Annotated in this window: 10 protein-coding genes; 6 read left to right on the top strand and 4 right to left on the bottom strand. The window is 34.9% G+C overall.

The genetic code is table 11. The features are described from left to right. Together ACFQ39_RS13680 and ACFQ39_RS13685 are read left to right on the top strand one after the other, a co-directional pair. Window positions 1-654, top strand: coding sequence for an alpha/beta hydrolase (locus ACFQ39_RS13680; RefSeq protein ID WP_377179874.1), 654 nt, complete (start codon window positions 1-3; stop codon window positions 652-654). Between the two features lie 32 nt (window positions 655-686). After that, complete coding sequence (locus tag ACFQ39_RS13685; RefSeq protein ID WP_377179876.1) at window positions 687-1,877, top strand: C40 family peptidase; 1,191 nt, start codon at window positions 687-689, stop codon at window positions 1,875-1,877. Here the strand turns inward: ACFQ39_RS13685 and ACFQ39_RS13690 are convergent, their stop codons facing one another. Together ACFQ39_RS13690 and recG are read right to left on the bottom strand one after the other, a co-directional pair. Then, the gene (locus ACFQ39_RS13690) at window positions 1,878-2,897 is read right to left on the bottom strand and encodes a DUF481 domain-containing protein (protein WP_377179878.1); all 1,020 of its coding nucleotides are present in this window, start codon (window positions 2,895-2,897) and stop codon (window positions 1,878-1,880) included. A gap of 28 nt (window positions 2,898-2,925) precedes the next feature. Then, window positions 2,926-5,034 (bottom strand): ATP-dependent DNA helicase RecG, encoded by a 2,109-nt coding sequence (gene recG, locus ACFQ39_RS13695; RefSeq protein WP_377179880.1) that lies wholly within the window; start codon window positions 5,032-5,034, stop codon window positions 2,926-2,928. A 73-nt stretch (window positions 5,035-5,107) separates the two neighbouring features. Between recG and ACFQ39_RS13700 the strand changes: the two genes are divergently transcribed. The 3 genes from ACFQ39_RS13700 (at window position 5,108) to purL (ending at window position 10,918) form a co-directional block, all read left to right on the top strand. Beyond that, window positions 5,108-5,872, top strand: a complete 765-nt coding sequence (locus tag ACFQ39_RS13700) for a TIGR02757 family protein (RefSeq protein ID WP_377179882.1) — start codon at window positions 5,108-5,110, stop codon at window positions 5,870-5,872. A gap of 81 nt (window positions 5,873-5,953) precedes the next feature. Continuing rightward, window positions 5,954-7,183, top strand: coding sequence for an RsmB/NOP family class I SAM-dependent RNA methyltransferase (locus ACFQ39_RS13705; protein WP_377179884.1), 1,230 nt, complete (start codon window positions 5,954-5,956; stop codon window positions 7,181-7,183). Window positions 7,184-7,261: 78 nt separating this feature from the next. Further along, the gene (purL, locus tag ACFQ39_RS13710) at window positions 7,262-10,918 is read left to right on the top strand and encodes a phosphoribosylformylglycinamidine synthase (RefSeq protein WP_377179886.1); all 3,657 of its coding nucleotides are present in this window, start codon (window positions 7,262-7,264) and stop codon (window positions 10,916-10,918) included. A 22-nt stretch (window positions 10,919-10,940) separates the two neighbouring features. Here the strand turns inward: purL and ACFQ39_RS13715 are convergent, their stop codons facing one another. Both ACFQ39_RS13715 and dnaB read right to left on the bottom strand, forming a co-directional pair. After that, complete coding sequence (locus ACFQ39_RS13715; protein WP_377179888.1) at window positions 10,941-12,200, bottom strand: asparagine synthetase B; 1,260 nt, start codon at window positions 12,198-12,200, stop codon at window positions 10,941-10,943. A 10-nt stretch (window positions 12,201-12,210) separates the two neighbouring features. Further along, a complete protein-coding gene (dnaB, locus tag ACFQ39_RS13720) occupies window positions 12,211-13,725 on the bottom strand; it encodes a replicative DNA helicase (protein WP_377179890.1) in 1,515 nt (504 codons plus the stop codon). 208 nt (window positions 13,726-13,933) lie between these two features. Here dnaB and ACFQ39_RS13725 point away from each other — a divergent pair, with 208 nt between their 5' ends. Then, entirely contained in the window at window positions 13,934-15,001 is a 1,068-nt protein-coding gene (locus ACFQ39_RS13725) for a DUF3810 domain-containing protein (RefSeq protein ID WP_377179892.1), read from the top strand. Window position 15,002: the final 1 nt, after the last annotated feature.

A 15,002-nucleotide genomic window follows, 5' to 3' on the forward strand; every position in this document is an offset into this window, starting at 1 on the left:
ATGAGCCAGAATTCTCTTCAATATTTAGTTAGAAAACCAAAATCAGAATTAAGTAAAGCACCATTGCTATTACTCTTACATGGCTATGGCTCTAATGAAAAAGATTTGTTTTCGTTTGCCTCAGAATTGCCGGATGAATTGCTCATTGTTAGCGCGCAAGCACCTCTTTCTTTGGGATTTGACAGCTATGCTTGGTACACCATCCATTTTGATCAAAATGCAGATAAATTTTCTGATATACCCGAAGCGAAAAGATCTTTAGCTCTAATCGACACCTTTATTGAGGAAATCAAGGAAAACTACTCAGTAGACGAAAATAAAATTTTCTTACTTGGCTTTAGTCAGGGAGCTATTTTAAGCTCGGCCTATGCGCTAAATCATCCTGATAAAACTCCTTACATCTTGGCTCTGAGCGGATATTTAAACACTGAATTAATTGATGACAATTTAGATACAGAGAAAATTAAAAAATTAGATTTCTTTGTGTCTCATGGTACTGTAGATCAAGTAATACCAGTAGATTGGGCAAGAAAAACTCCAGATATCTTAACCAGCTTAAAAGTGCCTAATATTTTTAAAGAATATCCTGTCGGACACGGTGTTGCACCTCAAAATTTTTATGATTTAAAAACCTGGATAGAAAAAAGAATTTAACCAATATATTGAAGTACAAATTTTTTCATGCTATGAAATATCTCTATATTTTGATTTCCGTTTTAATCGCCTCTTGCAGCAATAACAATTCCAAATTGGTTATTGCAGAAAAGACAAACGACAGTATTAAAAATAGTTTTGCCCCCGATAAACGTGTGGCACTTTACAATATTGAAGTTGAACAAGGTAAAAACGGACTATTAATAAGTGGCGAAACAAATTTACCAAAGGCCGCTGAAGCGCTAAAGGCAGAATTGCATAGGCAGAATTTATCGTTTGCAGATAGTATTAAAATTTTACCTGATGCAACGTTAGAAGGTTTTACATTTGCCGTCGTAAATAATTCCGTCGCAAATATCAGATCCGAAGCAAAGCACTCAGCAGAATTAGCTACTCAAGCGTTGTTAGGAACTCCACTAAAAGTCTTAAAAAGACAGGGCTCTTTTTATCTGGTTCAAACACCAGATGATTATCTTTCATGGGTTGACCACGGAGGTATAAGATTAATGGATGAAAAGCTGTTTTTTGAATGGAATGCCGCTTCTAAAATTATCTATACTAAGCATGAAGGGTATGTTTACACAGATTTTAATCAAAACAATAAAGTGAGTGATATTGTCATGGGTAGCGTACTCAATTACAATTCAGAAACTGAGGAAGGTTATCATGTGGTATATCCTGACGGAAGAAAAGGATTTGTCTTAAAAGCAGAAGCTAAATTATTCCGCAATTGGTTTGATTCTGTAGAACCTTCTGGTGAACTCATAGAAAGTTATGCGAAAGATTTCATGGGGGCACCCTATCTATGGGGAGGTACTTCTTCAAAAGGAGTTGATTGTAGCGGATTTACAAAAACAGTTTATCTCATGAATGGATTTATTATCCCGAGAGATGCGTCTCAACAAATCATGGCGGGTCTCGATGTTGATCCCGGATTAGATTTTAAAAATCTAAAAAAAGGAGACCTCATGTTTTTTGGGTCAAAAGCTACCGCTGATAAAAAACAAAGAGTAACGCATGTGGGAATTTGGCTTGGCAATAATGATGGTCAGTTTATCCATTCTGCCAGTCAGGTTAGATTGAGTTCCGTTAACCCTGAATCTGAACATTACGATAAAGCAAACACTGATCGATACCTTGGCAGTAGGAGGTATTTACATCAAAATGATTCGAATATCAGATCTGTTAAAGATATTTTTAATCAAGAAAAAGTATTACAATAACTAGTGTTTAAGCTCCCACCCAAATGAGGTTTGGGCTACGTAGTCAGATTTTACAGCTCCTTCTGTGGGTTGACTATCAAAGTTATAGGTATAGCTCATTTTAATATAAAAATCATAAGGTAAATCATAGATTAAATTGAGGTTCAAGTCTAATCTATTTCTATTACTCTCAGTGAGACTATAGTAATAGGCTGCATTAGTCATTATACTAAAATCACCAATATCATATTTATTAAATCCTAGACCTGCATAAATCTCTGAACTTTGTTTTGTAGGAGCGCCATCTGTATACTTTTCATTGGTATAAGCCAAACCGGTGCCGGTGCCAAAGTACATCTCATTGGATTTTAAAAAAAAATATCCACCTCCAACTTTGTAGGTAGATCTCATTTCTAATAATTGCTCGTCATTTCCCAAATAATCTGCCTCTACAGCCAAAAACCATTCTTTCGGCAGGAAGTACAAAAAATCAATATTTCCATCAATTCGTCTAACATCATCAATACCATCTTGTCTACTTAATACCATTTTGTAATAAGCACTTGATGACCATTTATCCGCTGTATAATTACCAGAAATATTTGAGGTTATTTGCTTCAGGTTATTTGCCTTCGTCAAGGTTAATCCAAAATCAATGGCCATTGAAAGCCGACTAAACATATTCTTGCCAATTGGATTTAATAAGATAATATTTTCGATTTCCTCTTCAAAAGAATTCATACCGGAAAACAAATCTACCTTTCCAGGATTGTTATCAATACTGTTTACTGTCGTTGAGATCCGTGTTCCATTTTCCAATTCAACAATAAAGTATCTGTTGCTTCTAATTTCCGCTATTTCGTGCCATTTAATTTGAAAATTCTTCTTGCTATAACTCGTTTTAAAACTGAGGACACTTTGCTTTAATTCTTTAATCTCTCCTATCAAGATCCCATCATCTTTCAGCTTTATAGTATCTTTTTGAGCCAATACTGATATAGAAATTAAACACACGAGTGGAAGTAAAATCTTTTTGATCATTTAAGGTCAAGGTAGTTTATAGCACAAATTAACTAATATTTGTCCAATTCTCTTTATTAAGGATAATCTTTTGATAGGTTTTAGAAGTTAAAAAATTCTTAGGATCTGATAAATTGGGGTCCGATTTTATTAAATTGATTGCTTCTTCCCTCGCCAAAAAAAGCAATTGGGCATCTTTACTGATATCCGCAATTTTAAGATTCAATACCCCACTTTGTTGCGTTCCTGCCAAATCTCCCGGTCCTCTCAACTTCAGATCTACTTCGGCTATCTGAAAACCGTCATTCGATTCTACCATGGTCTGCAATCTTATCTTAGCATCATCAGATAACTTGCTTCCGGTCATTAAAATACAATAGCTTTGGTCAGCACCACGCCCAACTCTTCCTCTTAATTGATGTAATTGCGACAAACCAAAACGTTCTGCGCTTTCTATAATCATTACGCTGGCATTTGGCACATTAACGCCTACCTCGATGACGGTTGTTGCCACCATAATTTGTGTTTCTCCTTTTACAAATCTCTGCATTTCATAATCTTTATCTGCCGATTTCATTTTTCCGTGTACGATACTTATTCTAAAATCCGGAAGAGGAAATTCTCTCGAAATACTTTCAAAACCATCCATCAAGTCTTTATAATCGAGTTGTTCAGATTCTTCAATGAGCGGATAAACAATGTAAACTTGCCTCCCCTTTTTAATTTCTTCTTTGATAAAATGAAAAACGGCTAATCTATTTTTGTCAAATCGATGGACTGTTTTTATCATTTTTCTTCCTGGGGGTAGTTCATCTATGATAGAAATATCTAAATCACCATAAATACTCATGGCCAAAGTTCTCGGTATAGGCGTTGCGGTCATGACTAAAACATGTGGCGGTAAATGATTCTTTTCCCACATCTTTGCTCGTTGTGCAACACCAAATCTGTGCTGTTCATCAATAATAGCTAAGCCTAAATTTTTAAATTGTACGATTTCTTCAAAAACCGCATGTGTTCCAACTAGTATGTGTAAATCACCAGATAATAAATCTGCATGAATTTGTTTTCTTTTCGAAGTTTTGGTTGATCCTGTAAGTAAGTCGATTTTAATTTCCATCTCACCCAAAAGTTCTACCAAAGCATTATAATGCTGAGTAGCCAAAATTTCTGTCGGTGCAATCAAGGCCGATTGAAAATCATTGTCCAGAGCCATTAACATAGTCAATAATGCAACTATAGTTTTTCCCGATCCTACATCCCCCTGTAACAACCGATTCATCTGAGCCCCAGAACCTAAATCCTTTCTAATTTCTTTCAGCACTTTTTTCTGTGCATTTGTCAATTCAAAAGGTAGGTGTTTTTCATAAAATTGATAAAAATGATCTCCTATTTCCTTAAAAACAAAACCCTTGAATTTTATATTTCTCAAAACTTTTTTCCGAATTAATTGTAATTGAATAAAAAACAATTCTTCAAATTTCAAACGTTTTTGTGCTTCAAATAGTTTTTCTTGGTTTTCCGGAAAATGAATTTGAAACATGGCCTCAGACTTAGAAACTAACCTGTACTTTTCCAGAATTTCTGTCGACAACGATTCTTCAAACCTGCCATTGATCTCTTTCAAAATTTGTTGAACCAAACCTTGCATAACCCTGTTATTGATACCTTTATTGGTCAATTTTTCAGTTGATCGATAGACAGGCTGAAGCGCTGAACGTAAACTTGCTTTATTAGTAGAGAGCAATTCCATCTCAGGGTGTGGCATATTGAACATCCCGTTAAACACAGTTAGCTTTCCATAAATCACATAGGATGTATTGGGTTTTATGGAATCCTGAATCCATTTGGCACCTTTAAACCAAACCAAATCTATACTACCTGTTTCATCAGTAAAATGAGCCGTAAGCCTACTACCCCTTTTTTGTTTGACAGTTCTTAAATTAGAGATTTTACCGATAAGCTGTACTTCTGACGAATTAGGCAACAATTCATTTATTTTATAAAACTTAGTTTTATCAATATATCGAAATGGAAAAAAATTCAAACAATCAGCAAAAGTGAAAATGCCTAATTCTTTACCTAAAATATCTGCTCTACCTGGACCAACCCCTTTTAAATAGGCAATTGAAGTTTGTAATTTATCCATATTGCTCATCGGAATACGAATATAGTAAATAAGTTATGTCCAACGATTTCTTTACTTTTGAAATTCTAGAAAAAAGACAAAAATGACGCAAAGTGAGTTGAAAGAATTTTTAGATTTTAAAGCCGATGAATTCAATCAACCTAAATTCATAGAATCCGATCCTATTCAAATTCCACATCGTTTTACAAAAAAAGAAGATATTGAGATTTCAGGTTTTTTCTCTTCAACTATTGCATGGGGTAACCGAAAAAGCATTATTAAAAACGCACTCATCTTGATGGAATTAATGGATGATGCTCCATTTGATTTTGTGATGAATCATGAAAAAGTAGATCTCGACAAACTTAAAAATTTTGTACACAGAACTTTTAATGGAATTGATCTAATCCAATTTGTCAAAAGCTTACAGCATATCTATCTAAATTACGGCGGATTAGAAGATATTTTTACAAAATTCCAAACTGAAAATGAGCTTCAATTTGCTATTCATCAATTCAAAAAAATCTTCTTTGAAATTCCACATAATCAAAGAACAGAAAAACATATATCCGATCCAATAAAAGGTTCTGCCGCAAAAAGAATTAACATGTTCTTGCGCTGGATGGTTAGAAACGATAACAATGGTGTAGATTTTGGCTTATGGGAAAACATTTCCCCATCTATATTATCTTGCCCCTTAGACGTCCATTCCGGAAATATTGCTCGAAAATTAGGATTAGTTCAAAGGAAACAAAACGATGCAAAAGCCTTAAAAGAATTAGATAATCAGTTGAGAATTTTGGATCCATTAGATCCCACAAAGTACGATTTCGCACTTTTTGGATTAAGTGTTTTTGAAAAATTTTAGACCGTCATAGTTATTCAAAAAATTCGACTTTACTTCCCTCAGAATAAGTATCTTTGCACTTTCAAATTCACATCCTTTTACATGGAAAATTCCAACGATAAACGTTTACACCGAACCTTAGTTATGGCGGTAGTAGATGCCTTATACTCAATCTATAACGAAGATGAGTACGCTGATAAAGTAGTTCAAAAAACACTAAAAAGAGACAAACGTTGGGGTGCTCGAGATAGAAAGTTTATTGCAGAGACTGTTTATAATATGGTACGTTGGAAAAGAATGTACAATGAAATTGCTGGTACAAAAGGTTTTTATTCTCGTGAAAATATTTGGAAAAATTTTTCTGTATGGGCCGTATTACAAGGATACAAATTACCTGATTGGCGAGGTTTTGAAGAAACACCTTCAAGAAGAATTAAGGGTAAGTTTGATGAATTGAACAAAATAAGAAAATTCAGAGAATCAATTCCAGATTGGTTAGACGAATTAGGTGAAAAGGAATTAGGCGAAAAATGGACGAAAGAAATTGCTGCACTTAACCAACAGGCGGAAGTGATTTTAAGAACTAATAGACTAAAAACCAGCCCCACTGCCCTAAAGATTACATTGGAAAAAGAAGGAGTTAATACAACCCAAAATCCTGATTATCCCGACGCACTGATCTTAACAGAAAGACAAAACGTCTTTCAAACTGAGGCTTTTAAAAATGGTTTATTTGAAGTACAAGACGCCTCTTCTCAATTAGTTGCTCCATTTTTACAGGTAAAGCCAGGCGACCGTGTGATAGATGCTTGTGCTGGCGCAGGTGGTAAAGCACTTCACCTATCAAGTTTAATGGAGAATAAGGGTCAGATTATCGCTTTAGATCTTTACGAGAACAAACTGCTAGAATTAAAAAGAAGGGCTAAAAGAAATGGTGCGCATAATATTACCATAAGACCTATTGAAAGTAACAAAACAATAAAGAAATTGCACAATTCGGCAGATAAAGTACTTATTGATGCGCCATGTAGCGGGATAGGTGTACTAAAGAGAAATCCTGATGCCAAATGGAAATTACAACCAGAATTTATAGATGAAATCAGAAAAACACAAGCTGAAATTTTACAAAATTATTCAGCAATGTTAAAACCGGGTGGTAATTTAGTCTATGCGACTTGTTCTATTCTTCCTTCTGAAAATGAGAATCAGGTGAAAAATTTTCTGGAGAAAAACTCAAATTTCTCTTTGGTAGAAGAAAAGAAAATTTCTCCATCCAAAACCGGATTTGACGGGTTTTATATGGCTTTACTCGTTAAAAATGCGTCAAAATAAATATAAAGTTATTTACAAAATACATTATTCGCACGAGCTTTTTTAAATTTGTGCCTCATTAAAATCAATCTAAAAAAGATGATCTATTTTTTTCAAAAGAACCAAACCATATATGCTGTAGGTACTTCAGCAAATTTTGATCCAGAGAGTATAGAAAAGCTTATTTGGCTGTTTGGGAATGCTGAGTTATTATCAGACAAAAACCTAAAGGGTTTATTTATTGGTCCTAGAAAAGAAATGATCAGTCCATGGAGTACGAATGCCGTCGAAATCACCCAAAACATGGGAATTCAAAATATCGTTCGCATTGAAGAGTTTTATAAATCTAAAATTGAAGAGACATTTGACCCAATGGTTCAAGCACTATATAAAGTTCTAGATCAAACGTTATTTACAATTGACATTACTCCTGAGCCAATATTAGATATTGATAATATTGCTGCTTATAACGAAAAAGAGGGATTAGCGCTTAGTACTGAAGAAATAGATTACCTTGAGAATTTAACTAAAAAACTGGGTAGAAAACTTACTGATTCGGAAATTTTTGGATTTTCTCAAGTGAACTCAGAGCATTGTCGACATAAAATTTTTAATGGAACTTTTGTAATTGATGGGATTGAAAAGGAAAGTTCATTGTTTAAATTGATTAAAAAAACCTCACAACAAAATCCAAACTCTTTGGTTTCGGCTTACAAAGATAATGTTGCTTTTGTTGAAGGACCATTAATGGAACAATTTGCTCCTAAAAGTTTTGACAAACCGGATTTTTATGAGAAAAAAGAAATCGAATCAGTTATATCCTTAAAAGCCGAAACACATAATTTCCCTACTACTGTAGAACCATTTAATGGAGCAGCAACAGGATCGGGAGGAGAAATACGAGACCGTTTGGCCGGTGGAAAAGGTTCTTTACCATTAGCGGGAACAGCCGTTTACATGACTCCTTACCCAAGATTAAATAAGGAAAAACCGTGGGAAAAAATTGCAGAAAGAGATTGGCTATACCAAACACCAATAGATCTATTAATCAAAGCATCAAATGGAGCATCGGATTTTGGGAATAAATTTGGGCAACCTCTTATCTCAGGTTCTCTTTATACTTTTGAACATGAAGAGCACAATAGAAAACTAGCCTATGATAAGGTAATTATGTTGGCCGGAGGTATTGGATATGGCAAAAAAGTAGATAGTATAAAGGACAAACCAACACCAGGAGATGATATTGTTGTACTTGGTGGAGATAATTATAGAATTGGTATGGGTGGCGCAGCTGTATCTTCTGCTGATACCGGAGAATTTAGCAACGCTATTGAGTTAAACGCGGTTCAAAGATCTAACCCCGAAATGCAAAAAAGAGTTGCAAATACCATTCGCGCCATGGTAGAGAGCGATGATAATAAAATTATTTCTATCCATGATCATGGTGCTGGTGGACATCTAAATTGTTTATCGGAATTAGTGGAAGATACAGGTGGGGAAATTGATTTACACGCATTACCTGTTGGTGACCCTACACTTTCAGCCAAAGAAATTATTGGGAATGAATCGCAAGAAAGAATTGGTTTGGTCATTCACGACAAAGACATTGATCTGCTCCACCGTATTGCTGACCGCGAGCGATCTCCGTTTTATACAGTAGGAAAAGTAACCAATGATGGAAAATTTGTTTTTAAATCGGATAAATTACCTAAAAATCCAATGGATTTTAAGTTGATAGATATGTTTGGCAGTTCGCCAAAAACCATCATGAACGACAAATATATCATTAGAAAATATGCCGATATCAACTATTCATCTGAACACATATACGACTATGTAAAGCAAGTACTTACCTTAGAAGCTGTCGCTTGTAAAGATTGGCTTACCAATAAAGTAGATCGTTGTGTTGGTGGCAAAGTAGCCAAACAACAATGTTGTGGTTCTTTGCAGCTACCTTTAAATAATGTTGGTGTGATGGCTATTGATTTTAAAGGGAAAAGCGGAATCGCAACGTCAATCGGACATGCACCTGCTATTGCTTTGATTGATGAAGGAGCTGGATCAAAAATGGCCATTGCTGAATCTTTAACTAACATTGTTTGGGCTCCCTTAGAGAAGGATCTCGAATCTGTTTCACTTTCAGCGAATTGGATGTGGCCTTGCAGAAATGAAGGAGAAGATGCCAGGTTGTACAGGGCCGTTGAAGCTGCCTCAGCTTTTGCTATTGCATTAGGCATCAATATTCCAACAGGAAAAGATTCACTTTCAATGAAGCAGAAATACAAAAACGATGAAGTTCTTTCTCCAGGAACAGTAATTATATCTGCAGGGGGTCAATGTCAGGATGTCAGTAAAGTAATTGAACCCGTTTTAAAAACCTCAGCAAATAATAAAATTTATCATTTAGATTTTTCTAAAGATGAATTAAGTTTAGGTGGCTCTAGCTTTGCTCAGACTCAAAATAAAGTTGGATCAAAAGCACCTAACATTCAAGACGATTTATATTTTAAAAATGCTTTTAATACGGTACAAAAATTAATCAAATTGGGATTAATCTCTGCAGGGCACGATATTTCATCGGGAGGTTTAATTACGACGCTTTTAGAAATGTGTTTTGCCGAAAAAGAAGTGGCTGCCGAAATAGATTTATCTCCCTTCAATAACAAAGATATCGTTGAACTTTTGTTTTCTGAAAACAGTGGTGTTATTATTCAGACAGATCAACCGCAGATTGTAGAAAGTATATTAGCTGAAAATCAGATCGTTTTTAAAGAAATTGGAAAAGCTGTAAAGGGAAAATACCTGGATATCAAAAATTTTGATCTTTCTTTTGATATTGCAGAATACAGAGACATCTGGTTTAAAACTTCTTATTTACTTGATAAAAATCAGTGTAAAAACAATCAGGCGGAAGAGCGTTTTAAAAATTACAAAAATCAGCCATTAAATTTTAAATTTCCTACTCATTTTAATGGTAAACTTCCTCTGATCAACGATAAAAAAAAGCCAAAAGCTGCCATTATCAGAGAAAAGGGATCGAATAGCGAAAGAGAAATGGCACATGCCATGTATTTAGCCGGCTTTGATGTAAAAGATGTACATATGACCGACTTGATGACTGGCAGAGAGAATCTAGAAGACATCCAATTTATTGGTGCAGTTGGTGGTTTTTCTAATAGTGATGTTTTAGGCTCTGCAAAAGGATGGGCAGGCGCTTTTAAATATAATCAAAAAGCCAACGAAGCACTTCAAAATTTCTTTGCGAGAGAGGACACCCTTTCTGTAGGGATTTGTAATGGTTGCCAATTATTTGTTGAGTTAGAATTGATCAACCCAGATCACGAGGAAAAACCAAAAATGCTCCATAATGATTCATTTAAACATGAAAGTAATTTTACATCAGTAAAGATTCAAGAGAATAATTCTGTCATGTTGTCATCGTTAGCCGGAAGTACTTTAGGGGTTTGGATATCTCATGGCGAAGGGAAGTTTAACTTTCCTTATGGTGAAGACCAATATCATATTGTAGCAAAATATGGTTACGAAGGCTATCCTGCAAACCCAAATGGATCTGATTTTAACACGGCGATGATGTCTAGTGATGATGGAAGACACTTAGTAATGATGCCACATATTGAGAGGTCCATTTTTCAATGGAACTGGGCTAATTATCCAGAGGGAAGAGAAGATGAAGTAAGTCCATGGTTAGAGGCTTTCGAAAATGCTAAAAAATGGATAGACCAAAAAAATAAGTAATTCTCAAAACCTAATAGAAATATTAGGTTTTTTGTTTTTGTTTTTTGGCGGCAGGAAACAAGACATTATTCAAAATCAATCTATATCCCGGTGAATTGGGATGCAGGTCTAATTCAGTTTTGGCATCTCCTACCCTATGTTGATAATCTTCAGGATCATGGCCTCCGTAAAATGTAAACATTCCTTTTCCTTGAACTCCATGTATATATCTGGCCTCTCCGTTCACTTTGTTTTCTCCCATGACCAAAACATGTGGTTTAATTTGTGTAGGATTAAAAGAAGTCGTTTGACCCATAAAGCCCTTCACCATTAACGTGTGGTTTTGACACAACATACTCGGAATTCGATCCCATTTCGCGCTATATTCTTTAAGTTCGAAGTAATCTTCTGTTTTGAGAATATTTCTCTTTTGGGTCATATCAATACTCGAAAACTCATAGATGACAGGGTTTCTTTCTAAGACGAAATCGGTAAAAGCAAATGTTTTATTGAAATCTATTTTGGTTTGATAGTCAGGGTCTGATGGATCTCCATCGAAAACCGACTCACAAATATCAACACCTTCTGCTGCCAGAGCAATATCGAAACTATCTGTGGCAGAGCACATTGCAAACATAAATCCACCTCCATAAACATAATCCCTAATTTTTGTAGCAACAGCTAACTTTTCTTGTGATACTTTCTGATAACCTAATTCTTTTGCTAATTCCTCTGCTTCTACTTTTGCTTCGATATACCAAGGTGCAGATCGAAAAGCGCCATAGAACTTCCCATATTGACCGGTAAAATCTTCATGATGTAAATGCAGCCATTCATAAAGCAATAATTTATCTTCAAGAACTTCCTTATCGTAAATTACGTCGTAAGGAATTTCGGCATATTGCAAGACCAAGGTTACGGCATCATCCCATGGTTGATTTGATTTCGGTGAATATACTGCAATTTTTGGCGCTTTTTCTAGAAGTACGGTTGTTTGATTTTTAGACGGACTTTCAATTTCACTTAAAATCTCAGCAGCAGCAACATCAGAAATTTCTTTATAAGATATGCCGCGAATAATTAATTCCTTTTTTAAAAATTCCTGATTTTCTAACAAAAAGGATCCTCCTAAGTAATTCAAAAGCCATTGAACTTTAACTCCATTTTGTAAAGAAAAAAAAGTGATTCCATAAGCTTTAAGATGATTGGATTGCGAAGTATCCATCGGAACAAGCAAAAATGAAGCCCTCGCGTGGAAGCACAACAAAAAAAGTATTAAAAAAAAATACTTTTTTGATGACATTAAGAATAAATTAGAAAGGTACATCTTCCTCATCATCAGGTCCGAAAGCATCTTGTGCACTTCCAAAATGAACAGGTGAAACGCCAGTATTAATTGAAGATTGAAATTCTGTATCAAAACCTTCTTCAAGGTTAGCAAACTTCGCTAGTTTACCCACAAACTTAAGACGAATATTATCTAAGCCACCATTTCTGTGTTTCGCAATAATAAACTCTGCCTGTCCTTCACACGGCGTTCTTTCATCATCATCCCATTCCGTCATTCCATAATATTCAGGTCTAAAAATAAAAGAAACTATATCAGCATCCTGCTCAATTGCACCAGATTCTCTTAAATCCGATAACAAAGGTCTTTTACTTCCTCCTCTTGTTTCTACTGCCCTTGATAACTGAGACAAAGCTATAACAGGTATATTTAATTCTTTCGCCAAGGCTTTCAGGTTCCTGGAAATCATCGAAATTTCCTGTTCACGGTTACCTCCACCTTTTCCATTTCCTCCAACGGTCATCAATTGCAAATAATCAATCACAACAATTTTTACATCATGCTGTGACACCAAACGCCTGGCTTTTGCTCTCAAATCGAAGATAGATAATGAGGGTGTATCATCAATATAAACAGGAGCTTCCGATAAATTCTTTACTTTTCTATTTAATATTTCCCATTCAAAAGCCTCAAGATTCCCTTTTCTCAATTTCTCAGAAGATATTCCAGTTTCACTTGAGATCATCCGGGTAATCAACTGAACAGAAGACATTTCTAGAGAAAATATAGCAACCGGAATATTAAATTCTATGGCCATATTCTTTGCCATCGACATCACAAAAGCAGTTTTCCCCATACCCGGTCTGGCTGCCAGAATTACTAAATCAGATGGCTGCCAACCTGACGTAATGTTGTCCACTTTCGTAAAACCGGTGGGTACCCCACTCATTCCTTCTTTATTCGATATTTCTTCTATTTTCTTTAGCGCCTGACTAACTAAATTTTCTGCCGCCTCAGAACTTTTTTTCAAATTACCTTGTGTAATATCAAACAATTTGGCTTCGGCTTCATCTAATAAATCGAATACATCTGTGGTTTCGTCATAAGAACTTTTAATAATTTCACTCGAAATTGAAATTAATTGTCTTTGGATATACTTTTGTAGTATAATCCGGGCGTGAAATTCTACGTGAGCCGCAGAAGACACTTTTTGAGTTAAATTGATCAGATAATAATCTCCGCCCGCAGCATCCAATTGTGATTGTTTTCTCAATTGGTTAGACACAGTCAATAAGTCGATAGGTTCTGATGCGTTAAACAAATGGAAAATAGCCTGATAGATATATTGGTGAGCTGGTTTGTAAAAAACATCGGGATGAAGAATATCTATCACATCATCAACTCCTTTTTTATCAATTAACATAGCACCTAATACAGCCTCCTCTAAATCAACAGCTTGAGGAGGAAGCTTTCCCTGCTCAAGATTGATAATATTTCCCATTTTCATGCCTTTCGACTGTATTACTTTCGCTTTTTCCATTTGACAAATGTACCTTAATAATACTTTATAAATACTTTTTTAGAAGTAGTATATTTCAACAATTATTGTTGAAAAGTGATTATTTGTTAATAACCTTTGAAGCTAAGGTAAATGTATATTTTTTCATCTAAAATGAAAAATATCTCTAAAAATATTTTCGCAAATTAGGTTCTGTAGTTTCAATCTGTATCATTAAATTGTGACCCTGATGAAAGATCTAAAAAAATGGCTAACCTATAGTTTAATTGTCCAAATATTCTTGGTTTGGTTGAGCTCCTTTTTTCCTAGGTGGATAGAAAAATACTACAGTCAGGGAATTTACATGGGCCTTTCAAAAGTCTTTAGATTCACTTTTGGTTGGATACCATTTTCTTTCGGAGATATTTTGTATGGACTATCTATAGTATTAATAACCAGATATATAGTTTTATTTATTTCACACAAAAGTTTTAGAAACAAAACAAGTATTTATTCTGTTGGAGCAACAGTGTCTATCATTTATTTTTTATTCTATTTCCTTTGGGGGTTAAACTATTCAAGAGAAAATGTTTACGCCAGATTAACTTTAGATGAAAAGGAATTAAACGAAATACAACTTCTGGAACTTTCTGAATTTATCTTAAACGAAACTTCAAAAACACTCAACAAAATTGTTGAAATTGACAGCTTACCTGTAGTAATTCACTATACCAAAAATCAAATTTTTGATATAGTTCCCGGGGGTTACGAAAACCTACAAAATAGAATTCCCGATCTCGATTACCGCCCCATTTCTCTTAAAAAATCTTTGATCAGCCTACCATTAACCTATATGGGTTTCTCGGGTTACCTCAACCCTTTCACAGGAGAAGCTCAAGTAGATTATTTGGTACCTAAAGTCTCTTTGCCTATTATTTGTTTACATGAAATGGCACATCAGATGGGTGTTGGTTTTGAGAGCGAGGCAAATTTCATTGGATTTTTGGCAGCCTACTATCATGATGATCCTTATATAAAGTATTCAGGATTATTGATGGCTTACAGATATTCACTATTCGACCTATATATAGCGAACCCAGAAAAAGCACAAGATCTTTTGGCTAGAACCCCAAAAGGTATTATCAAAAATATTGAAGAAATGGAATTGTTTTGGGCTAAGTACCAAAATGCCTCTGAAGCCTACTTTAAAGCTTTCTATGATGGATATTTAAAAGTGAACAACCAAGAAGATGGAATGAAGAGTTATTCGAATATGACAAAATTACTCATCGCATATAAAGAAAAGTATGGATTATAAT

It is taken from the genome of Namhaeicola litoreus, from assembly GCF_042679565.1.
In the GTDB taxonomy this organism is placed as follows: domain Bacteria; phylum Bacteroidota; class Bacteroidia; order Flavobacteriales; family Flavobacteriaceae; genus Namhaeicola; species Namhaeicola litoreus.